The sequence below is a fragment of the Microbispora cellulosiformans genome, assembly GCF_008728085.1.
Classification (GTDB): domain Bacteria; phylum Actinomycetota; class Actinomycetes; order Streptosporangiales; family Streptosporangiaceae; genus Microbispora; species Microbispora amethystogenes.
Genome location: NZ_VYTZ01000009.1, coordinates 82635 through 109481 on the forward strand (window position 1 = coordinate 82635; position 26847 = coordinate 109481).

Genomic DNA, 26847 nt, shown 5'->3' on the forward strand with positions numbered 1-26847 from the left:
TCGGCTTCCTCACCTCCCCCTTGCTCGTCCGGTACGGCTCGGCGCGGGGCCGTACCGGACCCCATCCCCGGAACCGCACCTCGGTTCCGGACCAACCACAGCACGGGGCCATCACGCCCGTCGGAGCACCGATCGAAGGAGAACCATGGGGCCGTTCGAGCAGATCGCTATCGACTACCTCATCGACGCCACCCGCACCCTGGACGAAGCCGCCAGCCGCTTCGCGTCCGCGTGGGAGACGGGGGAGTGCGTTACCGCCGAGGATTTGTCTCGCGCCGCCGTCGCGCAGCACCTTCGGGACTGGTGGCAGCAGGTCATGAACCAGATCGACGTCGATGAGGCGGTCGACATCGTGACCGCGATCATGGAGAGCCGCCGGGCCGCCGAAGCGTACCTGATCAGCGCCAGCCAGCTCTCGTACGGCGAACTGTTCACCCAGGCCATGGCCCAGGCCCGCCGTCAGGCCGCCCGGCAGTTCCTGGACTCCACCCGGCATCTCGCCGAGGCACTCACCGGCCCCACCTCCGCAGGCCGCTCCGCCCCCGCCACCGGCCCGGCCGGTGGGGAGCGCCGGGCGTGAACGCCCCTGCGAACCAGCTCAGAAAGGACATGACCACCATGGACGTCGTTACCGAGCCCGCCACCGGCGACGCAGCGGGCGAACCCGCCGGGGGACCGCAGTTCGCCCAGCTGTGGGAGCCGAGCGGGCCTGCAGTGCCGGACAGCTCCGCGACTCCGGACGCGCCCGCCGCCACGACTACCGTCCCGAGCTTCGCGGACACGTTCGCCGGGCCGGAGGCCCCGGACGGCGGCGAAGCCGAAGGGCTGGCGGCCCGGGTCGCTGAGGTCGTCACCCACGCTCGGCACGCCGACTATGCGGCATCGGCCGCGTTGGTCTGCCATGTTCAGCGCGGCCAGCGGCTCACCTCCGAGCCTCTATACAGCGCGGTCTACTCCCACGCCCTGCGCACCTGGTGGGAATTCGTCCCGGCTCAGATCAGCGAGAACAGCGTCGACGTCGCGCATGCCGTCCGGCGGGTGCGGGCGTGGGCGCGACACTACCTGACCGGCGAACCGGCCGCCGCACGGCCGGGCACACTGTTCGACCACGCGCTCGCGCACGCCTCCCGGGCCGCCGCCCGCCACTTCCTGGCCGCCTCGGGCGAACTCCTCGCCAGCCGGGCGGACGCCGAGGCGGCTACCGCCGGGCCAAGCCAGCACCAGACCAGCCGGTGACTCCGCTTGCCACCTCAACTCCTCGGAGTCGGCTTCTTCTCGGCCGGCTGCTGAAGCACCTCGCAGAAAGGACCCGTTCACCATGACCACCACCCGTGCCGACGCGAGCCGGGACGACACCGAGGCGTTCCGCTTCCTGGCCTGGGCCTGGAACGTCACCGTCGCCAAGGCGTACGCCGAAGGCCGGACACCCGAGGGGCGGCTGTCTCCCTGCGCATGGGCAGGCTTCCTGACCGCGATCTGGATCAACGAAGACCACATCAGTGAGGTGGACCTTTCGGTCCCGCTCATCGCGGTCCCTATCCCGAACGCCGGGCCCTTCATCATCGACGGCTGGCACCGCATCGCCCGCACCCTGCGCGAGCACGTCATCGAGCTTCCGGTGATCATCCTGACCGAGCAGGAGGAGTACGCCTGCCGGATCTACGGCGGCGACAAGGCTCCCACCGCCCGGTTCCGCTGACTCCATCCCATCCGGCGGCCGGGCGGAGATCCGGCCCCGTCACCCGTACCAAGGAGAGATGAATTATGGAGACGCTGGAAGCACTCATACGACGCAACGAGCGCACCAGCCGGGCCAAGTACGAAGCGGCTGCGGCCGAGCTGACCGGCCAGCTCGACAGGCGTTACCGGCTGACGTCCACGGTCCTGCAGGAAGTGACCTACGCCCAGGCCCATCACGTGTGGTGGGACATGGTGCTCATGCAGACCGACAAGTACGACGTGGAGGTAGAGGAGGCCCTCGGCCTCGTCCGAGCATGGACCACCCGCTACGTGGAGACCACCCTGCCCCGGGCCGTACCCGTTCCCCGTGTGGCGGAGGCGGGGGCCAGGGCCGCCGACCTGTTCGAGCATGCCCTGTCCGTCACTGGCCTGGAGGCGGGCCGCCGCTTCCTGTCGGCCACCGAGGGGGGCCGAGCGGCGTCATGATGACCGAGGTCGAGACCTTCCGTCTGATGGGGTGGACCTGGGACGTTTCCGCCGCCAAGAAGTACGCGGCAAGTCGTCACCCCGGTGGGCACCTGCGGCCGCGTCACTGGGCCGGTCTGCTCGCCCTGATCGACATCGACCAGGCGCACGCCGAGCTGGTGGACCTGAGCGAGCCGCTGATCGCCGTACCGGCCTCGCCCCGGGGCGGGCCGTTGGTGATCGACGGCTGGCACCGTATCGCCCGTGCGTTGCGGGAAGGGGTCACCGAGTTGCCGGTGATCCTGTTGAGCAAGGAAGAGGAGTACGCCTGCCGGATTCACGGCGGGAGCAGGTGCAACGGCTGGGCATAGCTGCCCGGCGGTGCAGGTGGTGTGCCCCGGTCGCGCAGGACATGTGCGCGGCCGGGGCGTACCTCCTGCACCACCGGACGCCGATGACCGGATCGGACAAGCTTCATTGGGGCGGAGAGGAAGCGGAGGCGGCGCGCTGCTGCTGAAGCCGCTTACGGAGCGCATCGAGGGACACCTTTCCTTGCGGCGTCTCGACCCGCCAGAAGGTCCAGCCGTTCACCTCGTACCCCGCTAGCTCCTGCGCGGGGTTGGACACCGCCTCGCGCCGCGTACCACGGAACTGGAGGCTGCCGTCGGGATTGACCACGGCTGTGTCTGTGTGGGACCGCGACTTGGGGACGAGGACCGTCCCGGGAGGTACCAGGCCCTCTCGAACCAGGTCGATCAACTTGATGTCGCTCTTGGTCTTCGTGGACTTCTTCCCCTTCGGCGTCGTCGCGCTCGGGCTCGAGGTCGCGACGACGGGACGGCCAGTCTCGCGGGTCGTCTTTCCTCGCTGGCTCTTTCGCAAGTCGAAGACCCGCCGCCCGGCGACGGGAGGGGTGGCGGTGAGCCTGTGGCCGAGGATGTGCAGCGTGTGCAGTACCGGGGGAATGTAGGTGCGCAGGCTGAGCTGCTCCTCGACGGAGATGCTGTCGTCCTGGGGCCGGTTGCCGTTGTGCAGCTGGACCTGGCCCGAGGCGTGTAGCAGGTCGTAGAGGTGGCCTTCCAGCCAGCCGGCCTCGGCGCTGTTCAGCGTCTTCTTCGAGTCTCGGCGTATGAGGACGGCCCGGTACCAATGATCTCGGGCCTTGAGATGTTCGCGGAGGCGGCTGCGCAGCCCTCGGGAGGCGGCCTTGCCCACGTAGGCGCCCCACCGGCCCGTGAGGTCGGGGCGGTCCAGGAGCAGGTAGACACCAGGCACGTCCCACTCGGGACCCAGGCGGGTCAGGGTGGCGCGTTCGGTGACCACGATCCCGACCACCGAGTGCTCAACGGTGATCTCAAAAGGGCCGTCCAGCGTCAGGGGAAGGGACACGCTCAGATGCGCGGTGGTGGGCTCCTGTACCTGCATGCCCCGGGCCTCCTTCATCACGAGCGAACCGAGATCTTCTCGGAGGGTACCGAAGCGATACCGTCAAGTGGCCGTGTGCTGCGAACGGTTCGCACTCAACAGCCCGTTGGCGCTGCCAAGCGCTCCGTTTCAGGCTGGAGTCTCTCAGCCGAGGTGCGGCTGCCGACGGTGAGCTAGTTCTGTCGGTGTATGTGCGTACCTTGTCCCTGCCAGAGTCAAGAGCAGGGAGGGGAGATGTTCGATCGCGGCGTGGACTATCCGACAGCGGTCGCCAGCTACGACGACGAGGGTGTGGACGCGGCCATCGACTGGTGCTGCGAGCACATGGAGGACGGCGACACGCTGACCGTGTGGACTAGCTTGAAGTCCAACCTGCGGAACTGCTCGCAGCTGGAACAGCTTGTGAACCGGCACTCCAACGTCAAGCATGTCATCGGCAGGGGCGGCGGATCAGTCCGTGGCAAAGGCCCGGTGCTGATGGCGTGGGCAGACATGGACGACATCGGGAAGCTGGTGCGATACGGCGGCCACAAAATCCGGGCGCTGTGCGTCATCACCTGGAACGAGGATGCGATCAGGCCGTGGGTATCAGCCGCAAGGCCAACGGTCCTCGGCGATGGCTCGGCATGGGAGGACTTGACACCCGAACTGGACCCCGTCGTCGTTGAGGCGATGAAGAGCCTCACACGGACGGTCAACCACAACAACACTATCTCGGGAGGCTTCGAGAAGGATGTGGTGGTGAGTACCCTGCTCGCACTTCACGACGCCGGTATACGAATGGATGGTGAGGCGATGCAGGGCTGGGCCCTCGTAAACGGGTGGTCCGGTAAGAACCCTAAACACCTGGCCAAATACGTGGAGGACATCAACGCAGGGAAACGCCCCCGTTGCAATCACGTGCTCCGAGCGGACTACATCGACAACCTTCGGCGCCGAGCTGCGAAGGGCGAGTAGAGTCCCACCGTCCCTGAGCCTCCTATCCCTCGAGGAATTCTCCGCGATCTGGCTTCCGCCGGGCGAGCTGGGTGAGCGGAGTCTGGTAGCCGCGCCCGAGGCGGCGGGGTTCTTGTCCCCGGAACGAGCGAGCAGGCTGCTGGCCAGTCTTGCCGCTCGCGACCCCGGGACTGTGCACCTGGAAGACGGCCTGTCTCCCTAACGAGCTTCAGAGGCGATCGGCCGCGTGAAGCCGACGAGGTCTGCCCGCTCGTACAGTGCGATTTTGACGACCTCGCGGCTGTTGGGGGCGTGGATCATCTGCCCGTTCCCGATGACGATGCCGACGTGGCCGGGGCCATCCTGCTCCATTCGGAAGAAGGCCAGGTCTCCGGGCTGTTCCTGTCCGGCGGGGATGCGCGGGCCATGTCGCCACTGGTCTGCGGCGACGCGGGGGATGGTGATTCCGGCGGCCTGCAGGGCGCGCATCGTGAGGCCGGAGCAGTCGAAGGCGGCCGGGCCTTCGGCCCCCCACTGGTACGGCTTGCCGAGCTGGGCGTATGCGTAGGCGATGACGGCGGCAACCTGCTCGCCGGGGATGACGGGCACGCAGAAGCCGGTGAACGCGTCGACCACCTGCTGGGCGAGGGCTTCCCATCGCGCGTAGGCGTTGGGAGTAGCGGATCGTTGGACGGCCTGGGCAGCCTTGGTGAGCGGGAGCTGTTCCCATCCGCGTACGGCGACGAGCCGCTTGTAGAAGGTGCGGGTGGCGTAGATCGGGTCGAGGATCTGCTCTGGGGCGCCCCAGCCTTGGGAGGGGCGCTGCTGGAACAGTCCGAGGGAGTCCAGGTGCCCATGGGGGAGGTTGCGCAGCCCGGATTCCTGGAGGGCAGTGGCGACGGCGATGACGGCGGCACGGGCTGGAAGTCCGAGCTGCAAGGCGGTCTGGATGATGAGGGCGGCGTTTCCGCGCTGTTCCTCATCCAGCTCCGCGACAGCCCCGGCCCGGATATCGGCGGACGCGGCGAGGACGCAGGTGGTGTCTCCGCCGGAGCTGGTGAACATGCCGGTGGCTGCTGCCGTGAAGGCGATGACGAAGAGCAGGAGTACGCCGGCGCCGGCCGCGGCGGCATTCATCTCTCCTCTCCTTCGGGGCCGTCCGCGGTCGAGCCAAGGAGCATCTCGGGCCAGGCATCGGCGAGCTCGGCGAGCCGGAGCCTGTTGACGGTGGCACCAGCGGGGAGCCAGATGGGTCCGGCCGGGCCGTCGCCGAGGCTGGTGTGCGTGGCGGTGGCGACCGGTACCTCCACGCGATCGAGCCGCTGGCGGAGGTGGGCCTCGCGGGCGGTCCCGGGCAGCCAGATCAGGACGGGTGTGGTGATGCCGGTGGCCTCGGCCAGGTTGGCGTAGTCGTTGAGCTTGGCGGCCACCTTGGTCAGTGGTTCGGTGCCGGTGTCGTGTTCCAGGAAGAAGTCCAGCTCCCGGCCGTTCTCGGTCCATCGGCCGTATGCGTCGGGGCGGGCGAGGTCTCCCCACAGTTCGACGCAGCGACGTTCGGGCCACCATTTCCGCACCGTCGCCTGGCCTTGCGAGCGGCGGGCGTAGGCGTGCAGGTCGGCGAAGAAGTCGTTCACCCCGACCTGATGGGCCAGCCGGGAGGACAGGCAGATCGCTGTCGCGGTGTCGTAGCGGTAGCCGAGCTCGGCCACGGTGATGTTCCGGTTCGCGGCCAGGGCGGCGGCACCGGCCCGGCCAAGGACCCAGTGCGAGGGGGCTGATCCTGCGCCGTACGGGGTCCAGGGCCGGAATCGGGTGAGGGCGCCGAGCCGGTGCAGGATGCTGAGGCGGCGGCGGGTCGGCTGGGGCAGCGTGAAGAAGATCTTCTGGATCTGGTGGGTAGTGAGTACGCGGTGCTCGTGGACGCAGCCGAGGATCTGGTAGTCGCGTTCGGTGAGGCGGGCGGCCAGCTCGGCGAGGGCGCCGGATTCGAGGCGGGATTGCCCGAGCTGGGCGCGGTGTGCTGGCATCACGTTCCTCCTCGTGATCTCGTACGGGCGGTCACGTACGCGATGGTTCGGCCCACGTGGTCGGTGCTGCATGACCGAAGCTGTCGCAGTGTGGCTGCGGTCAGTCGGCGCGTGGGTCTCGGTCACGTCCGCTTCGTCGTGCCTTCCGCCGGGCATGTTGCTCGCTCGCCCTGCCGGCGGCTGCTGTCCCAGTGGGGTTGGCGGGGGTGGTGAACCGGTCGCGGGAGGCTTGCCGGATCGCTGCCTCGCGGCCGGGAACAACGGGCGGCAAGGGGCGCGTGCGCAGGGTGAAGGCCGGGGTCTGCTGGCCGGTGGCGACCAGCCGGGCGACCGCCTGGAACGCGCCGAGGTGGGCGAGGTCGTACGGGGTGACGAGCGGAGCGGTGTGGGTTTTGAGCTCGCCGGCGTCCTTGGGCGAAACGGAGAAGTAGATCTTGTTGCGTGCGTCGGCGGACAGGGCTTCGCGTAGGTCTGCGGGGAGCTGGTCCAGATGCTGGTGCGCCAGCACCAGCGAGAGGCGGTAACCGCGGGCCTCGGCGAGGACGTCGTTGATGTGGCCCGGCAGGTTCAGGAAGTTGTGGCACTCGTCGATGTACAGGGCCGCGTCACGGCGGTCGGTCTCGGTGAGCGTGGCGCGGCGGGTGGCGGCCTGCCAGGTGTGGGCGAGCAGGATCGACCCGAACAGGCGCGCGGCGTCGTCGCCGAGGATGCCCTTCGGGAGGCGCGCGAGGATCAACCCGCCGCGGTCAAGGAGCTGCCCGATGGGAACGGTTGTGGCTGGACTGGTCAGTGCGCGCCGGATGAACGGCCGCAGCAGGACAGCACGCAGCTTGTTCATGACCGGCCCGATCACGCTGGCCTGCCCGGCGGGGGTAAGCGCCTGGTAGGAGTCCCAGAACCCCCGCAGTAGCTCATCGTCCAGTCGCGCGGTGACGCGCGTCCGGTAGGCGGAATCGGTCAGTAGCCGGGGAACGTCGGCCAGGGTGGCGCGGGGACCGAGCACTTTGGTGAGGGTGAGGCAGGTGGAGCGGAGCAGATCATCCACCCGCGGCCCCCACGCGGAGGAGAAGCAGCGGTGGAAGATCGTGACAATCGAGTCGACCGCGAACGCCGGGTCGGGTCCGGCGAGCACATTGATCGCCGGAGGCCGGGCCGGGTCTTGCGGGTCGAAGACGACCGTACGGCCGACTGCGGAGCCAGGTAGCCGGGCGAGTACGTCGGTGATGAGGTCGCCTTTGGGGTCGATGACCAGCGCTCCACGCCCGGCCTCGGCGTCGGAGAGGATCATGCTGGCCAGCAGGGTGGATTTGCCGACACCGGTCGCGCCGAGGACGTGAACGTGATGGCGGGCATCGGCCACCGTGAGGGCTACGGGCCGCGCTGGGCCGCTGTCGGCGTCGCCCAGCATCCGCACCGTACCGGGGGCCCCGCCGCGCGGTACGGCCGGTGACGGGGCGATGGGACGGGCCGAGGCGCGGGTGATGCCGGGCGCGTCGGCGTCCCATGGCAGGTGCGCGAGCGCGGCCAGCTCGCTGACCGACAGCAGATAGCCGCCGTCCATCCGCCGCAGCGCGAGCACTGAAGCCGGTCGCGGTAGGCGGCGCCTGCGCAGGTACTGGTGGCCTGAGGTGAACACCGCGAAGACGCCGGCCAGCGTGTGCGCCTGCCCACGCAGCCGCTCGCGCGTCACCTCGTCCATCGCGATCGATGTAACGGCGTAGCGCAACGCGATCTGGTAACGCGACTGACCGGATTTGGTGAGGATGGCGCGCACCTGCTCGGCCCGCTCGGGAAACATGCGGGTCAGCTCGCCGGGGCGGGCGTGGCCCGACATCGGCGCGAGCTCGTCCAGGACCTGACCGATAGGACTGCTGGTGGGTGCGCCTCGGAGCGCTGCCGCCGCGCGGTGGGCTCTGCGCAGCCGGCGGCCGGTGGCGGGTCGGGCCAGGATCTGGACGATGGCCTGTTCGCCGGAGCGTAGGCCGCTCACGGCGGTGAGCAGAGGACGGATCGGGTCGCTGGCATGGTCGGTCTTGAGTGGGAAGTGTTCGGCACTGCCCAGCACGAGATGCCCGCCTGCTACTTGGAAGCCGGAGAACAGGGACGGCTCTGACGGACGGGTGGTGACGGTGGCGCCGGGCCACGCCGCCTGGATGGCCTTCTCCACCAAGCCTGGTGGGACGACGCCGGGTACCCACATCCTGATGCGGATCCCGGCCTCGTCGGCGAGGTACTCCCACGCCAGATGCGGCTGGCCGTGGAGGGCGCGCTTCCAGGCAGGGCGCAGCAGGCCGATGAGCTGACTCCAGAACACGAGTGCGGCCTTCGGGTCGCACTCAGGCGGAGAGGAGATCTCGATCAGGCGGGCACCGGGCTTCAGCCAGGCATGCCGCACCCGCGCGAGCGCACCGCGCATCATCGCGAGCGCCGAAAGTGCCACGGCGACGACGAGCGCGACCTTCCAGCCATAGGTCAGGAAGAATTCCGGGAGCCGGGCGGGCAACTCGCGGAAGAAGTCCAAAACAGCCTGCACATCGCGGTCGTCGAGATCACACAGGAGACACGCACTCATAGCGGATCACCGTCCTCCTCGTCTTCGTCCTGGACGAACGTGGATGTGAACGGCGTGGGCGTGGGGCCGTCGCGAGACTCGCGGCGGGCCAGCTCGGCGAGTTCGGCCGGATCGGTGGTGATCAGCTCCGCCTCGATGGGGGAGGCGATCACCTGGAACGCGATCCGGCTGGCCGGCCCGGCCACGAGAAGGGCCTCGCCGCGTTCCGCGGTGAGCAGGAACTGTCGCTCGCCCTCCGACAGGCCGAATGTCGCTCCGATCGCTCCGATCGCCTGCGGTGCTTGGCGGAGCAGGATCTGGCCGGCGGCGTTGGCGACGATGGCCTGGCCCAGTTCGGAGCCGAGCAGGTCGGCGGCGTCCTGAGTGACCACTGCCAGGCCTGCCCAGTGCTTGCGGGCTGCCTTGGCCATCCGGAACAGGAACCGTGCGCCCGCGTCCTCGCGCATAAGTAGCCACGCCTCGTCTACGACGACGAGCCGCTTGCGCCGGTCACGGGGGTTGGCCACGCGCCGCCAGATCGCGTCGAGGGCCAGCAGGGTGCCGACCGCTTTCATCTCCTCGGGCAGGTCGCGCAGGGAGAAGACGATGAGGTGGCCGGAGGGGTGGGTGGTGGTCGGCCCATCGAACAGTTCGCGGTAGGAGCCGGTGACGTACGGCGCGAGCTGCACAGCGATGTCCTCACCCTGTGGATGACCGGTGAGGGTGGTGACGAGGTCACCCAGCAGCGGGGCGGGCCTCGACCAGGTGGCCGGGTCGCGGGTGATACCTGCCTCGGCGTAGGTGGTGAGGACCGCCGTGTCCAGCGTGGCGCGGATGTGCGGGCCGAGTGAGGCTTGGCCGAGCATCGTGGCGATGAGGGTTTGCAGGAACAGTGCTCGCCGGGCGAGCACGTCATCACGGGGGCCGTGGCTGGCGGGGAGGTCAAGGGGATTCCATCGCACGCCGGTCGCACCGAGCCGCAGGTAGGTGCCGCCGACGGCGTGGGCGAGCCGGGCGTACTCGTCCTCGGGGTCCACGACGGCGACCTCGACCCCTTGATAGAGGAGCCGTAGCGTCTCGAGTTTGGTGAAGAAGCTCTTACCGGCGCCGGACTGCGCCAGGGTGACGGAGTTGTGGTTGTCCTGAGCGAAGCGGTCCCACAGGACGACGCCGGAGCTGGAGGCGCTCAGGCCGTACAGCACCGCACTTGTGGAGGTGGGGACGGGCAGGTCGGGCGAGGTGAACGGGAACGCCGCCGCCAACGCGGTGGTGTCGAAGCTGCGCGTCAGCCCAATAGCGTCGGTGGCGAATGGCAGGCAGCTCGCCCAGCCCTGAAGGGCGCGGAAGGTGGTGGGCTGAGCATCCAGCAGGAGCGAGGCCGCCAGCGTGCGGACCCGCTCCACCTCCGCGGTCAGGTCCTCCTGGCTTGCGGCGTGGACGGTGAGGTACAGGCCGACTTTGAACAGGCGGCCATGCCCTCGGGCAAGACTTGCGGCCAGTTCGGTGGCGTCGTCGGCTGCGGCCTCGGTGTCGAAGTCCTGCAGCCGTCCCTGCTGGGTGTCGGCCTGGCTGGACGACTCGAGCCGGGCGAGCTGGCGGCGCAGCCGCATCGCGGCGACCGCTTGCGGGATCGGCTCGATGTGCAGACAGACGTCCAGGCGGCCGGGGTAGGTCAGCAGTGGTTCCAGCCAGCCCGCGCCGACCTCGCGCGGATACCCGGTGACGGCGAAGAAAGCACAGGTGGCCCCGTCAGGGAACGTGAGTGTGCGTGCTCCGATCCCCAGCGCGTTCGGGTGAACGAACGCGCTCCTTTTCTCAGTGGTACGGCGGAGTTTCACTGGACCTCCAGACCGGTGATCAGCTCGTCGACAAGTGCGGTCCCTGACGGATGCCAGCCGCCGGGGTCCAGGCACTCGATCAGGACGCGGCTTGCCGCGTCCGCGTCCAGGACGGCGGTGGTGACGCCGAGGGCGGCAAGGGCGCGTTGGGTCTCGGCGGCGTGGCGCAGCACCACCGCGGCCGAGGCGTCCCGTACGGTCGCGCGCCGCCCGCGAGGCGGATGCGGGTCGCGGACGACAACGAGCACCTGCCGGGCCAGAAGATCCCGGGAGGCGTTGAGCCGACCGAGGAAACCGGCGTGCTCGGCGGCGGCACGAGCCAGCGCCGGATGCTGCAGGCGCCCCGCCTGCTCCTCGATTGCGTACACGACGCCGGCCAGATCGACGGGACGGGCGCGGACAAGGATCTGCACGGAGGCGTCGAGGGAGTTCAGCCACCGTCCGAACGCTCCGACGAGCGACGCCTGCTCATCAGCGGTGCGCAGGTGGAAGGACAGCGTGGAGGTCTCCACCAGCGCCGCGGTTCCGCCGTCCGCCAGCTCCAGCGCTCCGTCGCTGCGGACCGCACGTACGGGCAGGCACAGCGGGGCGGGAAGCTTTCCACACAGCCGGCACCACCTCGGCGGTGGCACGACGCCATCGGGCGCGGCCACTACCTTCTTGGGCGAGCGTAGGAACAGCACGGCGGCGAGGGCGAACCGGTCGAGGGTGAGGCCGTCACGGCGGCCGAGCGCGAGCGCCGCCCCCAGCGCCACCAGCGGCAGCGCCACGGCGGCGATGACCACGACCGGCACCACCTGCCGGAAGACGTAATAGATGGAAGAGGCGATACCGCCGGTGACAGAGAGGATGACCAACTGCCGCGCCGTGAACCCGTAGGCAATCTTGTCTGGGCGAGCGACATCCGCCGGGATGCGGACAATCAGCGGCTCGGAGTCGTTCACTTCTCACCTCGTTTCGGCATCCGGCGCGGCGGAGGGTCGAGCCGTAGACGGAGTTGGCGGGGCCGCGCGGGTCGAACCGGCATGCCGGGCAGCCGGTCCTGCACGTACGGAGGCTTGGGCCTGATCCACGTCGCCTTCACCGGTGGCGGTGCGGCGGCGGGTGTGGGTGGGCGCGGGACGCGGGTCACTGGGAACGGCAACGCCAGCTGCTGCCCCTGACGTTGCCTACGCGAGGACGCTGGGGTGATCCCGAGCGGCAAGGCGAGCTGCTGCGGAGATCGAGGACTTCCCGACGCGGAGCCGGATGGGCTGGGGCGCGTGGGCGAGCTCATGGGTTTGCCTCCCGAGGCGGTAGGAGGTGAACCGGCGGGAGAGGCGGGCCGCGCTGTCGGGCGGGACCGTACGTTCCGTGAACCCGTGCCGTGCCGGTGGGCGGTGACAGTCGGTCCAGGGGAGGGGCGCGTGCGGGCTCCACGGAACACGCCGCCGAGCGCGCCCAGGGTCTTGTAAACGACCACAGCCTTGACCATCCGCATCAGCAGCTGCGGTTTGGCCTGCTGCCAGATACTCCGGGCGACCCACCCCGGGATCTTGATCAACACGTAAAGCAGGCCGATCAGGATCAACACGTCCAAGGCGTCGCCGGGCGACGGCTGTCCCGCGGACCCCATGTTCTGGGCCGCGAAGATCTCGCGAGAATGGGTGAGCTGGACCTTGAACGCCAGCAGCAGCACCAGGGCCTGGAGGACCTGCATCAGTAGCACGCCGCTCAGCGCCCGCCACCACAGCCTGGCGATCCCCTCAGTCTGCGGAAGGCCATGACACAGCAGCGCGAGCGGCGCGGCGATGACCAGGAACAGCAGCAGGGTGATGCGAATGATCGCGACAAAGACCAAGATCAGCGCCATCAGTACCGAGATCCCAGAGATCAGCACCAGATAAAGCGCGGTATCAGAGGAGTCGGTGATAAGCGCCGCGACCTTACCCGCCAGCAGGTCACCGGCCCTGTCGGCATCCACGCCGGTCCCGACCAACCCGTCGACCAGGCCGTTCGCGAATCGGATGGCGTACTCGCTGATCGTCAGCGAGCTGTTGGTCAGAATCGTCGCCAACACCAGGCGCGGTACGAGCTCCTTCATCGTCGTACTGGTCTGCACGCTGCCGTAGGCCATGACGATCGCTCCGCCTGCCAGGACGAACAGCACCAGCAGGGCGTTGGCGACCACCAGAACCTGGCCGTTCAGCTCCTGGACGCGGGACAGTAGCGATGGCGGCGGAGACGACAGCAGGGTCCGTCCGACCATCGCGAAGGCCGGATTGATCGCATCGCGGACCAGATTGGTGAACCAGCCGTTGACGGCCTTGCCTACCTTGCAGCTGACATCCATCCAGCCGCACTCGTCCTCCCCGATGGGCTGGGCAGGTGCTGACGTAGGAGCGATCCAGCTCACCTGCGGTGAAGGAGTCTGTGCCGGAGCCGAGGCTGTCGTCGGTGCCGGGGTCGGCGTCGCATGAGCGGCGGATACGGGGCTCGCCATGAGCAGCGCGAGCGAGGCGGTGGACAGGACGAGAGAGGCAAGGCGACGGATGCGGGCGCCGCATTTGGCAAGGCCCGGTCCGTGAGAGCTGCGGCGGTTCACGGTCAGGCTCCCACGATGCCCTTGAGGATGCTGACCAGCAGCGGCGCCAGGGTCGCGATGCCGTACCCGATCCCGGCGTAGCGCAGGGTCCTTTTGGCTGCCTCGACCTCGCTCGGGTCGCCACCAGCGAGGATGTAGCGGACACCCCCGATCGTCAAAAACAACGTGGCGAGGGCGACGAGCAGGCCGACGATGACGTTGCGCAGGTTGTCGATGACCTCGTTCAGCGACGACAGCGCGGCCAGAACGCCGGAGGCGATACCGGTGTCGCTGATGGCCCACGCGATGCCCGTCTCGATGAGCAGGCCTAGCGCCATACCGCTCGCCACGGCGGCGACGGCCCCCATGGTATGGCGGCGCTTGGTGCGGTGGGATGCCACTGCTGCCTCCTGAGTTATTGCTGCTGATGCCTGGAGGTAGGTGCCGGGAAGTACGGGCGCCGCCGGCCTGCCGTGGCCTGGTGGGCGTCCTCCTTCGAAGGGCTGGAAGTTCCGATGCCGGTGGGTGACAGGGACCGGTGGCCGGAGTGCGGCCCGGCGAGCTCGGAAGATGCGCCCGTACTTCCCTTGCACCTGTGGAAAGACTTGGCTTCCTGCCCCGGTTGGGACATGGCCGCCGGAAATCGATCAGAGCGAGGGCAGGGACAGTTGCCCGTCGATGAGGGCCTTGGCCAGCCGGGCCTCGGCCCGCTGGCGGCGCTTGAGCACCGCGCAGTAGAGCAGGCCGCGGTGGCGGCAGTAGACCGACAGTGGAAGGTTCTCCAGCCGGGTAAGCCCGATCAGCTCGGCCGCCTCCGCCGTAATGATCTGCTGCCGGACCGCCTCCGCCAGGAGCAGGTCAGGGTGGCCGGCGGGGTAGACGAGGCTCTCGTCGTGGGCCGGGTCGGGATCGGTCAGCAGCTCGGGCGGCTTGACGGCGTAGGCGCGGAGGACGGCGAACCGGGTGAGCCGAAACAGCCGCAGCAGCGGGTGCGTCCAGGCCAGGTTCACCCTGTCCAGGGCGTCCAGGTAGCAGGCGAGCACTTCGGCTTCCAGGTCTTCCCGGTCCGCGGTGACGGTCTCGGACAGTGTTCTGACCAGGCGGCGCAGCATCGGTAGGGCGAGTGCGACGACGGCGATAGTCCACCCGCCGTGGTGGGTGCGGGACTGGGTGATGAGGTGCCGCCAGACCTCATCACGTGTCTTACGCCCGCAGGAGGGGTGCAGCAGGATCGCCCGCAGTTCGTCCAGCGGGATCGTTCGCCGCAGAAGGTCGGCGCAGACCCTGCTGCCGTCGACCGACAGCGGCTCCGGACCCTGCATGAGCAGACGGAAGGCGTTCTCCGCGACGTCCAGCGGGAGGTGGGAGGTGGCGGCGGTGCGCGGTGTGGTTTTGAAAGAGGGTGGCTCGGTACCGGAGACTTGGAGGTCGCCGGGGGTGGTGTTGGTGGCGATGGTGTCGGTGGATGGCATTGCGGCCCCCGAATGACGATCGGTTCGGACACCGCTGATCTGCCACCGGGCCTGGTCAGGAACGGGACAAGATCAGTACGGACACCGGACAGCGCGATGATCAGCAAAAGGATTCTTCGACGTCCGGAACACACTCTGAGCTGCGAAAAGAGCGACTAGAAGACCCGGCACCCCTCCGAGAGGGGTGCCCAAAAGGTGTGCCGAAACTGTTTGACCTGCGGCGATGGCTCCAGCACATCGGGACCGGTCAAGTTCTCGTCATCACTGGCCGGAGAAGGGCTGCCCGAACCTTCTTGACCACTCGTACGGCGTCCACGATCACCCGGTGCTGGCCCGCCTCAGTCAGCATGATCGTGAGGGCATCGTCTGGTGGTCGGGCCTTGCCGTGGGGGAGCGGCGTGGGGGTGCGCACCTGCACGAAGGCCCGCACGGACGAGGCGACCCGAGCCAGGGCGCCGGTCCGGGTCGGCCTCCCTCTTGAGGATCTTCTGGACGGCGCCCAGGGACACGCCAGCGCGGTGCCGATAGCGCGGTCGATGTCGGCAACCCGGCCGCTACTGGCATCACTCGCCACTGCGATGCAACAGATTCCACAAACCTTGGTCAACAGAGGCGCAACTCACCAATACTAGTTCCGCGTTCTCCTGACCCACCCAGGCAGTTGAGGCCAGCACCCCCGGATCCGGCCGTCACGGCGGTCCATCTTCAGCTCACGTGAAGACGCGTCATGGACAAGGAGAGGGAGTCATGACGGAACCGAACCCCAGCGGCGAACAGCCACTCACGCGCGGCCCCGCGGCAGACGAGCCGAGCGCGCCGCCGGCACCGGAAGCCCCCTCAATCTCCGACACGCCACCATCCCTCGCTGCCCCGCCACCCCTGCCGAATCCCTCGCCGACGTCCGCCGCCAGCCCGGACGGGACGACCACGCCCGCGGCCCTCACCCAGCCTCCAGTGCCTGCCGGCCCGCCCGCCAGCGGTCCCTGGATAGCGCGGATCCAGGTTCTGACCGGACGCCAACGAGCGGTGCTCGTCGGCGTGGCCGGTTTCGTCGTCGTGACGCTGGTAGCCGGGCTCTTGTCGCTGACGTCCTCGTTCTCCGACTCTGACCAGGCGAAGGTTGCTCAGCGAAACCTCCAGCCGTTCCGGGAAGCCGTTGACGCCCTTGCCGTTGCCCCTGGCCTGCGCTACAAGGACACCTCGGCTTTCGGCATCACCGAGAACGAGATCACCGTCACCGCCAGCGGCAGCCAGTTCGGCACCACGTACTCCGGGCGGCGGAACGACTACGGCCAGGACGTGCTACGCATCGGCGGCAAGACGTTCATGCGGTGGCAGGTCGACCCCGCCCCGAGGGAGGACGTGGCGGCGGGCGAGAAGGCGCCGCCCAGCGAGTGGATGGTGGGGCTGGACGACGGCTCCGAGCTCGTGGACGAGGCGCTGGCCCGCACCATCCCCCCGTCGAAGCTGGCGGCCGTGCTGAAAAAGGCCCTGGTCGACCTGGAGAAGTCACCGCAGCCAGCCAACAAGTCGAAGACGTCGAGCACGTCTGGGCAGCAGCCGCTGAGCGTGAACGGAACGCCCGCGCTCGGCATCGATACCTCGGCCGGTCGCCTCCTAGTGACGAAGGAGAAGCCGCACCAGGTGCTGCGGCTGCAGGCATACGACGCTCTCGAAGAGCTCTCCGCCATGAGGGACCAGCTTGAGAAGGGGGAGGCGCCGACGACTCCCAGCAGGGTGACCACCGGTCCGCTGGCGTCCGGCGACGGCGAGGGAATGGACCTGACCCCGATCCTCGGCGACGCCGTCGACAAGATGTTCGACACCCTCGTGGAGTACGCCAACCAGCTCAAGGACGCGACCGACCACGGCATCACCTTCACCCTCGACGGCGCGGGCGAAATGAACTGCGGCTCGTCAGGCTGCACCGCCACCCAGAACTTCACCGGCAACGTCTCCTCCATCGCCCGGAAGGAACGCGTCACCCAGGGCGAGGTCACCGCCGTGATGAGCGCGACCTTCTCCATCGACGGCAAGTCCGCTGGCCAGTGCACCAGCCCACAGCGCACCTTCCCAGTTAGAGGCACCAACGTCTCGGGCACTCTGACGTGCTCCAACCCAGGGGCCGGGCCGCTCTACTCCACGGTCGCGGCCCATATCAAGGCGCAGGCCGAGGCCCAGGCCCAGGCTTGCGGCTGCACCGTCCGCTACTCCATTCCACTCCGCGCCAACACCCTGATCGACGCCCGCGCGCTGGCCAAAGTCGAAGCGGAGAAGCTCGCAAATCAGGCGAAGTCGGAACGGGACGCTGCGACCTGCGCCAAGCCGCACAGCTTCCCGTCCGGCACCAAAGTGCTGCTCGCGGACGGCAGCACCCGGGCCATCGAGAACATACGTATCGGAGACCGGGTCGCCGCCAGTGACCCACAGGTACAGCGCATCACCGCCACGCAGCCAGTGACCAATACCTTCACCACCGAAGACGACAAAGACTTCACCCGGCTCACCATCACCACCGACCAAGGACCCGCCACCGTCACGGCCACTGACAACCACTCGTTCTGGCTTGCGGACGAGCAGCGGTGGAAGAACGCCGGTGACCTCCGGGTCGGCGACGAACTACGCACCCCGAACGGCGCCAGTGCGGCCGTGACCCAGGTTCGCGACCAGCAGGGCCAGCAACGCACACACGACGTCACCGTCAACGACCTGCACACGTACTATGTGCTCGCGGGTGAGACGCCGGTATTGGTACACAATTCTGGTCCGTGTGATCCAGTTGTGCTGGCATCTAAAATCAGTGCAGACGACCTGAAAATGACTCAGACGGTGGCGAAGCACTTCGATGACATCACCAAGAAGGGTAGGTCGGCGCGGCCATACATGAATTCCACCCTAGTGGTTCGTGAAATCATGGAAGGAAGCACGCCGAGGCTGGACCCGGGAGGAGTTGCCGGGGCGGTTAGATGGGATACTCCAGGTGCCCTCAATGGGCGCTCGGGTACGTGGGAATTGGTGGTTGACACCAACACTAATACGATCCTCCACTTCAACTTCGTCAGGTAGAAATGGCGCACAAATTTACAGCTGAAGCGGCGAACCCGCTAGCGGGCACGCTCCGCTACTCCGAGTCGGACCGAGGGTTCACCTTCCAACTGCGTAACTTGGACGACCTGGCTGGGTTGGTGGGTGAGGGAGGGAGTACGAGTCTCGTTGCTGACACCCTTCAGTTGGAGGTTGCAGTGGACACCGGTTTCGCCCTCTACGTGTGGGGTTATCTACCGAAGGAGTCGTGGCGGCGGGCAGATTTGAAACTGCCGAGATCCGCGAGTGGCAGAGTGAAAGTGGAGCTGGACGACCCGCCACTTGAGGAAGGTATCTCTGTATCGATCGCGCGATCAGACTGGGAGGTGCTGTTCGACGAGAGTTCCGGCTTGGTTCGAGTAGTGCGGGATCGGCAACTACCAGAGGAATTGGTGGAGATTGCCGATGACGTTCATCTCGGCCTGAGTGGGACTATGTTGAATTCGTTCTGGCTTTCCCCGGAATTCTTCGAATAGAACGACGTCAGTGACATCACGGGTCTCGAGGCCGTCGCCTGCGCCCGAGACACCGCGCCTCAGGTCCGTCCTTCAGCTCAAGGTGGACTGGACGCGCGAGGCTGCCGTTCTCGTGAAACGGCTCATGTTGCGCCTTTCGAAGCCCGTGACAGAGCTGCAGTCAATTGTTGCCGGGCGAGGTTGAAGGGCTCTTCCCTGAAGAGGCATAGCGTGGCTGTCGTACTTCGTGAGCAGAAATTGCCCATCAAGCCTGGTCGAACTCTCCGTCTTTGACACCGCTGATGAAGGCTTCCCATTCTTCGGGAGTAAAGAGCAGTTTAGGGCCACTTGGGTTCTTGCTGTCGCGGACCGCAATCACACCAGGTAGATTGGCAGCGACTTCCACGCACTGCCCGCCGTTCCCTGAAGAGCGCGACGACTTCCGCCAGACGGCGGCGCTCAGGTCCATTCTTGCTTCACTTCCTCGATCATTCTGAGTGACTCGTGCTCAGGATAGGCCCACAGCCGTATCGCTTCATACCGGTTTCGGATGGAGGTCACGAGGTTCGGATCCGATGAGACCTGCCCCTCTGCGGGGGAGTCCGCATGAATCGTCTCCGGCTCCCCGTTCGGCAGCTCTGCGATCATGAAAGCGCCCGCCAGACCGGGAAGACACCGGGGGTCGACGACCTGGATGGATATGGCGGGATGGGTGGCGACCTCAAGGAGGTAGCTGAGTTGGTCGCGCATCACCTCGCGGTCGCCCACCTGACGCCGTAGCACGCTGGCATCGAAGAGGACCAAGACCATGGGTGGGTCATCTCTGTCGAGGATCTGCCGGCGCTGCAAACGGGCATGGACGCGTGCTTCAACCTCGTCATCGGCGATTCGGGGTTCCCGGCGGAACAGCTCTCGCGCGTAGGGCTCCGTCTGCAGCAGGCCTGGGATGAGAAGAGGATCCCAGGAGCGAAGCACCGCTGCTGAAGGCTCGATCTCTTCTACCCAGCCCAGGAACCAGCCGGGTCCTCCCGGGTGCGAGGCGATCCGGCGGTACAGGCTAACAAAGTATTGCCTATCGCTCAGTCCAAAGATTTGGTCCAGCTTCTTCGCGTCCGATTTCGACGGCGTTCGCTTCGCCATCTCCAGGCGGCTCACCTGGGTTTGCGTGCAGCCCAGCCGCGAGGCCACTGCGGCTTGTGACAGTTGGGCCGCCTCTCGTAGACGCCGCATCTCGGCACCGAAACGCGCCCGTGGACCCGTGGAGTCGGGGGTCGGCTCGTGGGTCATTTCATCCCTCCAAGGAGCGGTGGAGCCGCCTCATAATGTAGCGGTCATGCCGCTAACCAACCAGCCTAGACCGCTGATGTCATCATCTGGTTTTCGCTGGTATGCAATTCCGGCTTCGAATTCCCGCTAGGTGCGGGCACTCTAGGCGTACGCCGATCCTGTGTCAGGACTGGTGGCAACTGCATACTCGGAAGGCGGGCTGGTGATCACATGGTGGCCCGATGAGCAGGTGGTTCGACGTCTCTGGTCTTGAGCCGCGATGGCATTGGAGAGGTCCGATATGGAAACCAACGAGCGGGAGCAGCAATTCATTCACCTGGTTCGCCTGGCATGGGACTTGCGGCATCTCGGGATCGCTACCTCCGTGATGATGGCCCGCGGTGAGCCCCCGCTGCTGGACATCGCGTGGGGCGTTAGGCGACCTGTTCGCATTCGGGTAATTCGTCGCGCGCATGGCTGGGCATTCATTTGGAATCCCTGGTGGTCGCGATTCTGGCGGCGCGATGAATGTGTGTGGGCACTTGATGCGAGTTCAGCTGAGCGAATCCTGCCGGCGGTGATCGCGTGATTGGGCGTCAGGAACTCCACGAGGCCCGTTTCCGCGATCAGGTTGCGATCGCGAGGGAACTGCGCCTTTTGGGGTGGATACAGTTGCCCGGCCGGGCAGCGTCCGTTGGTGACGCCCGCGCTTGGGCGAGGCGTCTGCTGGCTGCAGAGGTGGCAGAGGAACTCGCCGACGATGCCGTGCTGTTACTCAGCGAGCTGATCACCAACTCCATTGTCCATTCGGACTCGGGGCGTAACCCGGATGGCCTCGTCACCGTGGTTCTGGCCACCGGCGGCGGCATCGCCCACTGTGAGGTGATCGATGACGGCTCCGCGACGAGCGTCCCCGTCGTCCGGGATCTGTCGGAGGAGGATGCCGGAGGCCGGGGCCTGTGGATGGTGAACGCGATGGCAGACGCCTGGGGGTTCCACCACGACGACGAGGTTGGGAACGTGGTCTGGTTTCGGATTGGCGGCAGCCCGGCGACGGCGCATGCCGTCTCAAGCGTGGACGCTACTACCAGCTGATGACAGCCGGTGGTCATGGTTGGGATGGTCCGCTGAGCGTTCCTCCTGATTGACGACTGCCACCGATCCGGCAGACGCCTCATGAGACGACCCGGTGAAGCTCCGCGCCGTCCTGTGCACCCCCAGCTACGGCGGCGCGGTCGCGGTCTCTGCTTTCCCCCATAGCAGGGCCGCATATGGCCTGCTCGCGCGCGGTCTGACGCGCGGCAGGCCCAGCGCGACGGTACGGGCAAGCCCCCGTATTACCCGTACCGTCGCGCCCTTCTCGGCCTCGCCTTGATGTCCTGACGCCGACCAGGCTCCACCCGGTGGGCGCCTTCACCTGGGGCTGTCCCAACGCGGCTCGGGCGGCAGGTATTTGGTTAAGCGACAGGGATCAGGTGGCCGGGGTGACCGGGCCACGCCATCGTGACAACAGCCCCGCACTCCAGTACGGAATCGTCCGGCAGCTCCTCGGAGCGCTTCTCGCCGGTACGGCATCTGCCGCTCAGCGTTTGGCTGACCGCTCCGGAGGGCCAGTCGCCCGCCGCCTGCGCTAATGGCTGCTGCATGCCGATCACCGGGCGGCTGGCTCGCCAACTCATCACCACCTGCAGTCGAGCCGGCGATCTGGTCGTCGACGTTCACCCCGCCGATCACATGGTGGTGGTCAACGCGGTGGTCTTCGGCCGCCGAGTCTCGGCCGTGGTCGTCGACCACGCTGTGGCGGGTGTCATCTGGACGCGGGCGATCTCCGGCCGCGACATAGCCGACCGGCACAAGGTCGAGGTGCGGGTCGCCCGAGCAGAGGCCGCCTACACGGCGCTGGCCTACCGGCGCGGTGAAGCAGCCCTTGTCGTCGTCCGGCGGACCTGCGAGGCGGAGCCGAACACGACCTCGATCGACGGGTCTCCCGGCGAGAGCCCGCTGATCGAGTCTGCTGCTCTGTTGGCCCCCGGCGGCCACCTGGTGGTCGTCACCGGTATGCACCTGATCGAGGGGCGCCCGCGCGACCCGATGCCTGGCCTTATCGGGGAGGCGCAGCGGGCGGGGCTGGTTTACCTGCAGCACATCGTCGCGGTACACGGCCCGATCCGGCGACGCCAGATCGTCTTGTCCCTGCTCCCGGCGCACATCGCCGCCAGGAGAACGCAGGCTGTCTCGCCGCATGTGCCCATGGCGCTACGGGCGCACGCGGATGTGCTGATCTTCAGCAAACCCCTCAGATCTTCGGCGTCCGCCGGCTCCTGCCCGGGTGGAGAGGAGCACTCGTGATGCGTGAGCCGGTCGGATCGGTGTGGGTGACGGGGCAGCAGCCCTCACGGACTCAGCGGCGAGACCGCTACCTGCCCGAGTCGATGAAGCATCCGGGCAAGATGCTGCCCGCCATCGCCGCCCAGGTGATCGCCACCTACACCGAGCCGGGTGAGCTGGTGGTCGATCCGATGTGCGGGATCGGCACCACCTTGGTAGAGGCGATCCACCAGGGCCGGCACGCGGCCGGCATCGAGTACGAGGGGCAGTGGGCCAAGCGCGCGGCCGAGAATGTCGCTCATGCCCGATGGAACGGTGCCCCCGGAGCGGCCCAGGTTGTGATCGGCGACTCCCGGAACGCCTCCCGCCTCCTGCCCGGTCTGGCGGGTACGGCGGCGCTGATGCTCACCTCCCCGCCGTACGGGTCCTACACGCATGGGCATATTCGTTCCACCCGTGACACTGGGGAGCCGGGGATCCGCAAGTGGAACCACCACTACTCCTGCGACCGGGCCAATCTCGCCCATCAGCGCCTGCCGGTCCTGCTGGAGGGCTTCGCTCAGATCCTGGCCGCTGCCACGACCCTTCTCCGACCGGGTGGCGTGGTCGCGATCACCGTGAGGCCGTACCGGGTGCGGGGCGAGCTGGTCGATCTGCCCGGCCGGGTTCTCCGGGTGGCTGAGCAGATCGGGCTGGTCTTCACCGATCGGATCGTGTGTCTGCTGTGCGGGATCGACGACGGCCGTGTGATCAATCGGGCGTCGTTCTTCCAGCTTCACGAGGCACGCAAGGCCTGGGAGCGCGGGGTGCCGATCCATGCGCTCGCTCACGAGGACCTACTGATCTTCCACAAGCCGCTCACTGAGTCCGCCGACCCCGGGCGGTCTGACGATCGGGGGCACCGGTGAGAACGGGACCGGTCCGGCGACGCGGGGCTTGTGACCAGCGGATATTGCTTGACACACACCGCCGAGGTGGGCGTCGATACCGGCGGCCACGGCCGACCGGTCTCCCCACGGCCAACGACGTCCGCGTACAGCGGCGGCGGGGCAGGGGGCGGCGGGTCGGCCGGGCCACGGCAACGACACCACGCCACGCCGCTTCGGCGGCCTGCCCGCGCCCGTGCGGGGGCGGGCGATGACGTCCCCGATGCGGGCGGCTGACCTGGGAGACCTCCCGGCGGTGATCGATGTGGTCACCGCGGGGCGGCTGCTGGGGTTTGGACGGACCAAGGCCTACCAGTTGGCCAAGAACGGCGAGTTCCCCTGCCGGGTGCTGCGCATCGGACGTAGCTATCTGGTGCCGACGCGGGAGGTGTGGGCGTTGCTCGGCTACCACGACGACGGCACACGCCGTCCCGACACTGAGGAAGGGTGACCAACGTGGCGAACGGCACCACCTACAAAACCTGCGGCTGCCGCGACGCGGCCACGGGCAAGCAACTCGGGAAGAAGTGCCCGAAGCTGCGCCGCTCCGGCGGCGGGGGCGAGCGGTGGAGTTCCACCCACGGCACGTGGGCCTACCAGCTTGAGCTGCCCCCGCACGCCGACGGGCGACGGCGTAGCCCGCTGCGGCGTCAGGGGTTCGCGACCCTGGAGGATGCCGAGGCCGAACTCGACCACGCCCGCGGCCTGCTTGCCCTGGACGCCGACCCGCACACTCGGCGGAAGATCTGCAAGCTGATGCTGTCGGTCCTGAAGGACACCCGGGCGCTGCCGTCGATCGAGGAGGTGAGACGCAAGGTCCGCACCCACCAGGACCTCGACCGGGTGGTCACGGTCGCCGAGTGGATGGCCGAGTTCCTCAAGCGGAAGAAGAAGATCGATCCGACCACCCGGCGGTCGTACGAGACGCACATCCGGCTCTACGTCGTCCCCTACCTCGGCGACATCCGCCTGGACCGGCTGCGGGTCTCCGACGTCAGCGGCATGTTCGACGCGATCGAGGAGTTCAACGATGTCATCACCAGCGCCTACGCGAGTGGGAACCCGCAGGAGCGGGCGAAGGTGAAGTACCGGCGGCCGGTCGGACCCGCGACGATGCACCGCATCCGCGCCACCCTCCGCCATGCGCTGAATGTGGCGATCAAGCAGGATCGGCTGATCGACTTCAATCCTGCCGCCGTGGTTGAACTTCCCGCGGCCAGCCAGCCTAAGGGGCTGGTGTGGACCGAGGAGCGCGTCGCCCGCTGGAGGGCCGACCACGCCGCCAACCGGGCCGCAGAAGACGAGCGCCGGGCCGGGCGCAGCGTGGACGTGATCCAGGTCTACCTCGGCACGGCCCGGCCGTCACCGGTCATGGTGTGGACACCGGAACAGACCTCGGCGTTCCTGGCCTACGCGCGCCGCCACCGCCTGTACGCGCTGTACCGGCTGATCGCGTTGCGCGGGCTACGCCGGGGCGAGGCCGTCGGGCTGCGCTGGCCGGAGGTGAGCTTCACCTCCGGGACGATCGCGGTGAACTGGCAGATCACCCAGCTCGGCTGGACCCCGGTGCAGGGCAAGCCGAAGACCGACGCCAGCGACCGCGTCATCGCCCTCGACGCCGAAACACTCGAGATCCTGAAAGAGCATCGCAGGCGACAGGCGAAGGAACGCCTCAAAGCGGGCGAGGACTGGACCGACAGCGGATTCGTCTTCACCGACGAGTACGGCAGGCCGCTGCACCCGCAGCACGTCACCGACCAGTTCTACTGGATGTGCTACGAGGCGGACCTGCCGCCGCTTCGGCTGCACGACCTCCGGCACGGCGCCGCCTCCCTGATGCTCGCCGCCGGCGTCGAGCTGAAAATCGTCCAGGAGACACTCGGCCACGTCTCCTCCACCTTCACCCGCGACACCTACACCACCGTCTTCCCCGAGGTGGCCAAAGCCGCCGCCGAATCCACCGCCGCGCTCATCAACGTCCCGCCGAGCGCCAAGGGTTCAGGAACAGCCAGGAGGCGGCGGCTGGCCAGCGTGCCCAGCGGGGCCGGTGAACGCTCAAGCTGACTCGCTGCGGCCGAGTCGGAGAGGCTCGCTTGATTCCGGTCGCGGATCTGCGTCGAATGCCGCAGGTCCGCGACCGGAATCTCGGCGATGAGTAGCTCCTCCATGAGACTCGGAGCACTTCGGACACGTTTGGTGGGGAGCCGACGCTAGGGCAGCGGTTGTGGAGAACGAGTCCAATGCCTCGCTTGGCGAATCCAATCGCTGATCGTGTCGCATGATGGGGATCATGACCTCCAGAAAGCTCGATCACGGCACCGGCCCAGGGCCGATCACTCCGGACGGCTGCGCAGTGGACTACTACGCCCTGCTCGCGCCCCGCGGCGAGCCGGAGCTCATCCACGCGGCGATCCCCGAGGGTGCGGCCATTCTGGAGCTCGGCGCGGGCACGGGACGGATCACTCATCCTCTGCTGGCCCTCGGCCATGCTGTGGTCGCCGTCGACGAATCGCCTGAGATGCTCGCGCACGTGAAGGGCGCCGAGAGGGTCTGCTCCACGATCCAGTCGCTGGCCCTCGACCGGACGTTCGACGTCGTTCTGCTGATGTCGTTCGTGGTCGACACGGCCGATGACGAGCTCCGCCAGGCGTTTCTGCGCACCTGCCGCAGCCACGTCGCAGAGGGCGGGTGCGTGATCCTGCAACGCAAGCCTCCCGAGTGGTACGACACGGTCCAGCCGTTCGAACGTGAGGCTGGTGACGGCCATGTCGTTCGCATGACGGAGGTCGGCAGGCCCGAGCCCGGTCTCCTTCTGGCCACCATGGAGTACACCGTTGGTGACCGGCATTGGACGCACACGTTCCTCAGTAAGCGTCTGGATGACGACTTTCTGGCCGTGTCGCTGCGCGCGGCGGGCTTGAGGATGTCTGGGTGTTCCTGGACGGCGACCGCGGGTGGGTGCGTGCGGTGCCGGTCTGACGCCCTGTGAAGATCCGCGCGGATCGTCGAAGGCAATCCTCATCTCCGCCCGGCCTCGGCAGGAAAGGCCCTTGGTTTGTCCTCCTGTTGGTAAAGGGATCCTGCCGCTGCGATGCGGGTGCCTAGGGTGGCGGCTGCCGTTGGCATTCCCCCGGGAGGTGGTCGTATGACCGATTCGCTGCCGCTGCGCGCGCCTGCTTATGTTCGTCACTTCGGCACGCTCGTCGATCTCGCGCTTGCCGCTTGCACCGTGGTGGTGTTCGTCGCCGCCGCTCTCGCCACGGGGGTGCCCTCCCCCTGGCCGGCCACGATTCCTTTCGCGCTGGTCCTCGGCGCGCTGGTGCTCTTCCGGCGCCGCTGGCCGATGGTCGTGCTGGTGCTGTCGGTTGCCGCGGTCTTCGCCTATCACCTGGTTTCCTGGTCGCCGGCCGGGTGGATCTGGCCGGCCTCGGTCGCGTACCTCACCGCGGCCGCCACCCCTCGGGTGCGCTGGGTGGCGGCCATCGGCATTGCCCAGCTGGTCTACTCCGCCGTCGACGCCCGGTGGATCCTCGCCAGGAATCTGCCTCGCTACCTCATCCACACCGTCGGTGAGGCGCTGCTGCTGGCCATCCTCATCGGCGCGGGACTCGCCTACGCCGCGACGCTGCGCTGGCGCGGCCGCCACCAGGCCACCGGGTGAGCCGGTGTTTGCTTGCCACGAGTGTTGGGCTCGCGCAGAGGGCACAGCCTCCGGGCAGTTCGGGGAGCGAGAAGGAGTAGCGACCCAGCAGGTTCTTATCTGGCGGACGAACGGCGACAGCCGGGCCGCGTTGTCCTCCCGGACGTCGAAACTGTCCAGGCGCAGCTGGG

At 67.8% G+C, this 26847-nt stretch carries 27 protein-coding genes; 16 read left to right on the top strand and 11 right to left on the bottom strand.

From position 1 onward, the window contains the following. Window positions 1-145 precede the first annotated feature (145 nt). The 5 genes from F5972_RS24925 to F5972_RS24945 all read left to right on the top strand — a co-directional run bounded on the left by F5972_RS24925 (window position 146) and on the right by F5972_RS24945 (window position 2516). Complete coding sequence (locus tag F5972_RS24925) at window positions 146-580, top strand: hypothetical protein (protein ID WP_150936461.1); 435 nt, start codon at window positions 146-148, stop codon at window positions 578-580. After that, window positions 577-1236 carry a hypothetical protein gene (locus F5972_RS24930; RefSeq protein ID WP_150936463.1) on the top strand — a complete coding sequence of 220 codons (660 nt, stop codon included), beginning with the start codon at window positions 577-579 and terminating at the stop codon, window positions 1234-1236. The genes F5972_RS24925 and F5972_RS24930 overlap by 4 nt, the downstream gene beginning before the upstream one ends. Before the next feature lie 82 nt (window positions 1237-1318). Continuing rightward, window positions 1319-1699, top strand: a complete 381-nt coding sequence (locus tag F5972_RS24935) for a hypothetical protein (protein WP_150936464.1) — start codon at window positions 1319-1321, stop codon at window positions 1697-1699. Between the two features lie 65 nt (window positions 1700-1764). Next, on the top strand, window positions 1765-2166 hold the full coding sequence (locus F5972_RS24940) for a hypothetical protein (protein ID WP_150936466.1): 402 nt from the start codon (window positions 1765-1767) through the stop codon (window positions 2164-2166). Continuing rightward, window positions 2163-2516 carry a hypothetical protein gene (locus tag F5972_RS24945; RefSeq protein WP_150936468.1) on the top strand — a complete coding sequence of 118 codons (354 nt, stop codon included), beginning with the start codon at window positions 2163-2165 and terminating at the stop codon, window positions 2514-2516. Before F5972_RS24940 ends, F5972_RS24945 begins: the two co-directional genes overlap by 4 nt. Window positions 2517-2619: 103 nt before the next feature. On the opposite strand, the gene F5972_RS24950 is transcribed toward F5972_RS24945, so the two are convergent. Continuing rightward, window positions 2620-3570 carry a restriction system modified-DNA reader domain-containing protein gene (locus F5972_RS24950; protein ID WP_165900527.1) on the bottom strand — a complete coding sequence of 317 codons (951 nt, stop codon included), beginning with the start codon at window positions 3568-3570 and terminating at the stop codon, window positions 2620-2622. Window positions 3571-3804: 234 nt separating this feature from the next. Between F5972_RS24950 and F5972_RS24955 the strand changes: the two genes are divergently transcribed. Further along, complete coding sequence (locus tag F5972_RS24955) at window positions 3805-4527, top strand: hypothetical protein (RefSeq protein WP_111699066.1); 723 nt, start codon at window positions 3805-3807, stop codon at window positions 4525-4527. A 198-nt stretch (window positions 4528-4725) separates the two neighbouring features. On the opposite strand, the gene F5972_RS24960 is transcribed toward F5972_RS24955, so the two are convergent. From F5972_RS24960 to F5972_RS24995, 8 genes are all read right to left on the bottom strand, one after another. Continuing rightward, window positions 4726-5643: a C40 family peptidase gene (locus F5972_RS24960; RefSeq protein ID WP_150936470.1), complete on the bottom strand. Its 918-nt coding sequence runs from the start codon at window positions 5641-5643 to the stop codon at window positions 4726-4728. Next, a complete protein-coding gene (locus F5972_RS24965; RefSeq protein WP_167521540.1) occupies window positions 5640-6533 on the bottom strand; it encodes a replication-relaxation family protein in 894 nt (297 codons plus the stop codon). Before F5972_RS24965 ends, F5972_RS24960 begins: the two co-directional genes overlap by 4 nt. 100 nt (window positions 6534-6633) lie before the next feature. Continuing rightward, a complete protein-coding gene (locus tag F5972_RS24970) occupies window positions 6634-9105 on the bottom strand; it encodes a type IV secretory system conjugative DNA transfer family protein (RefSeq protein ID WP_138461654.1) in 2472 nt (823 codons plus the stop codon). Continuing rightward, window positions 9102-10922 (bottom strand): VirB4 family type IV secretion system protein, encoded by a 1821-nt coding sequence (locus F5972_RS24975; RefSeq protein WP_138461655.1) that lies wholly within the window; start codon window positions 10920-10922, stop codon window positions 9102-9104. Before F5972_RS24975 ends, F5972_RS24970 begins: the two co-directional genes overlap by 4 nt. After that, window positions 10919-11866 (bottom strand): PrgI family protein, encoded by a 948-nt coding sequence (locus F5972_RS24980; RefSeq protein WP_138461656.1) that lies wholly within the window; start codon window positions 11864-11866, stop codon window positions 10919-10921. The genes F5972_RS24975 and F5972_RS24980 overlap by 4 nt, the downstream gene beginning before the upstream one ends. Further along, window positions 11863-13506: a conjugal transfer protein TrbL family protein gene (locus tag F5972_RS24985; RefSeq protein WP_138461657.1), complete on the bottom strand. Its 1644-nt coding sequence runs from the start codon at window positions 13504-13506 to the stop codon at window positions 11863-11865. Before F5972_RS24985 ends, F5972_RS24980 begins: the two co-directional genes overlap by 4 nt. A gap of 2 nt (window positions 13507-13508) precedes the next feature. Beyond that, window positions 13509-13886, bottom strand: a complete 378-nt coding sequence (locus tag F5972_RS24990) for a pilin (protein WP_225311837.1) — start codon at window positions 13884-13886, stop codon at window positions 13509-13511. 246 nt (window positions 13887-14132) lie between these two features. Continuing rightward, entirely contained in the window at window positions 14133-14957 is an 825-nt protein-coding gene (locus tag F5972_RS24995; RefSeq protein WP_138461658.1) for a hypothetical protein, read from the bottom strand. Between the two features lie 747 nt (window positions 14958-15704). On the opposite strand from F5972_RS24995, the gene F5972_RS25000 reads away from it, so the two are divergent. Together F5972_RS25000 and F5972_RS25005 are read left to right on the top strand one after the other, a co-directional pair. Further along, window positions 15705-18023: a Hint domain-containing protein gene (locus F5972_RS25000; protein ID WP_138461659.1), complete on the top strand. Its 2319-nt coding sequence runs from the start codon at window positions 15705-15707 to the stop codon at window positions 18021-18023. 176 nt (window positions 18024-18199) lie between these two features. Continuing rightward, complete coding sequence (locus F5972_RS25005; RefSeq protein ID WP_138461660.1) at window positions 18200-18517, top strand: hypothetical protein; 318 nt, start codon at window positions 18200-18202, stop codon at window positions 18515-18517. A gap of 244 nt (window positions 18518-18761) precedes the next feature. On the opposite strand, the gene F5972_RS25010 is transcribed toward F5972_RS25005, so the two are convergent. Continuing rightward, the gene (locus F5972_RS25010; RefSeq protein WP_138461661.1) at window positions 18762-18965 is read right to left on the bottom strand and encodes a DUF397 domain-containing protein; all 204 of its coding nucleotides are present in this window, start codon (window positions 18963-18965) and stop codon (window positions 18762-18764) included. Next, window positions 18956-19783 (bottom strand): helix-turn-helix domain-containing protein, encoded by an 828-nt coding sequence (locus tag F5972_RS25015; RefSeq protein ID WP_138461662.1) that lies wholly within the window; start codon window positions 19781-19783, stop codon window positions 18956-18958. Before F5972_RS25015 ends, F5972_RS25010 begins: the two co-directional genes overlap by 10 nt. A gap of 280 nt (window positions 19784-20063) precedes the next feature. Between F5972_RS25015 and F5972_RS25020 the strand changes: the two genes are divergently transcribed. The 8 genes from F5972_RS25020 to F5972_RS25055 all read left to right on the top strand — a co-directional run bounded on the left by F5972_RS25020 (window position 20064) and on the right by F5972_RS25055 (window position 26677). Further along, window positions 20064-20351 (top strand): hypothetical protein, encoded by a 288-nt coding sequence (locus tag F5972_RS25020; RefSeq protein WP_138461663.1) that lies wholly within the window; start codon window positions 20064-20066, stop codon window positions 20349-20351. Continuing rightward, the gene (locus F5972_RS25025; protein ID WP_138461664.1) at window positions 20348-20857 is read left to right on the top strand and encodes an ATP-binding protein; all 510 of its coding nucleotides are present in this window, start codon (window positions 20348-20350) and stop codon (window positions 20855-20857) included. Before F5972_RS25020 ends, F5972_RS25025 begins: the two co-directional genes overlap by 4 nt. A 549-nt stretch (window positions 20858-21406) precedes the next feature. Further along, complete coding sequence (locus tag F5972_RS25030) at window positions 21407-22111, top strand: hypothetical protein (RefSeq protein ID WP_138461665.1); 705 nt, start codon at window positions 21407-21409, stop codon at window positions 22109-22111. After that, window positions 22111-22998, top strand: coding sequence for a TRM11 family SAM-dependent methyltransferase (locus F5972_RS25035; protein ID WP_138461666.1), 888 nt, complete (start codon window positions 22111-22113; stop codon window positions 22996-22998). The genes F5972_RS25030 and F5972_RS25035 overlap by 1 nt, the downstream gene beginning before the upstream one ends. 241 nt (window positions 22999-23239) lie before the next feature. Then, window positions 23240-23467: a MerR family transcriptional regulator gene (locus F5972_RS25040; RefSeq protein WP_208759079.1), complete on the top strand. Its 228-nt coding sequence runs from the start codon at window positions 23240-23242 to the stop codon at window positions 23465-23467. Continuing rightward, window positions 23464-25080, top strand: a complete 1617-nt coding sequence (locus tag F5972_RS25045) for a tyrosine-type recombinase/integrase (protein ID WP_138461668.1) — start codon at window positions 23464-23466, stop codon at window positions 25078-25080. Before F5972_RS25040 ends, F5972_RS25045 begins: the two co-directional genes overlap by 4 nt. Window positions 25081-25306: 226 nt before the next feature. Next, a complete protein-coding gene (locus F5972_RS25050; RefSeq protein WP_208759080.1) occupies window positions 25307-26005 on the top strand; it encodes a class I SAM-dependent methyltransferase in 699 nt (232 codons plus the stop codon). 156 nt (window positions 26006-26161) lie between these two features. Then, window positions 26162-26677, top strand: a complete 516-nt coding sequence (locus tag F5972_RS25055) for a hypothetical protein (RefSeq protein ID WP_138461669.1) — start codon at window positions 26162-26164, stop codon at window positions 26675-26677. Window positions 26678-26847: the final 170 nt, after the last annotated feature.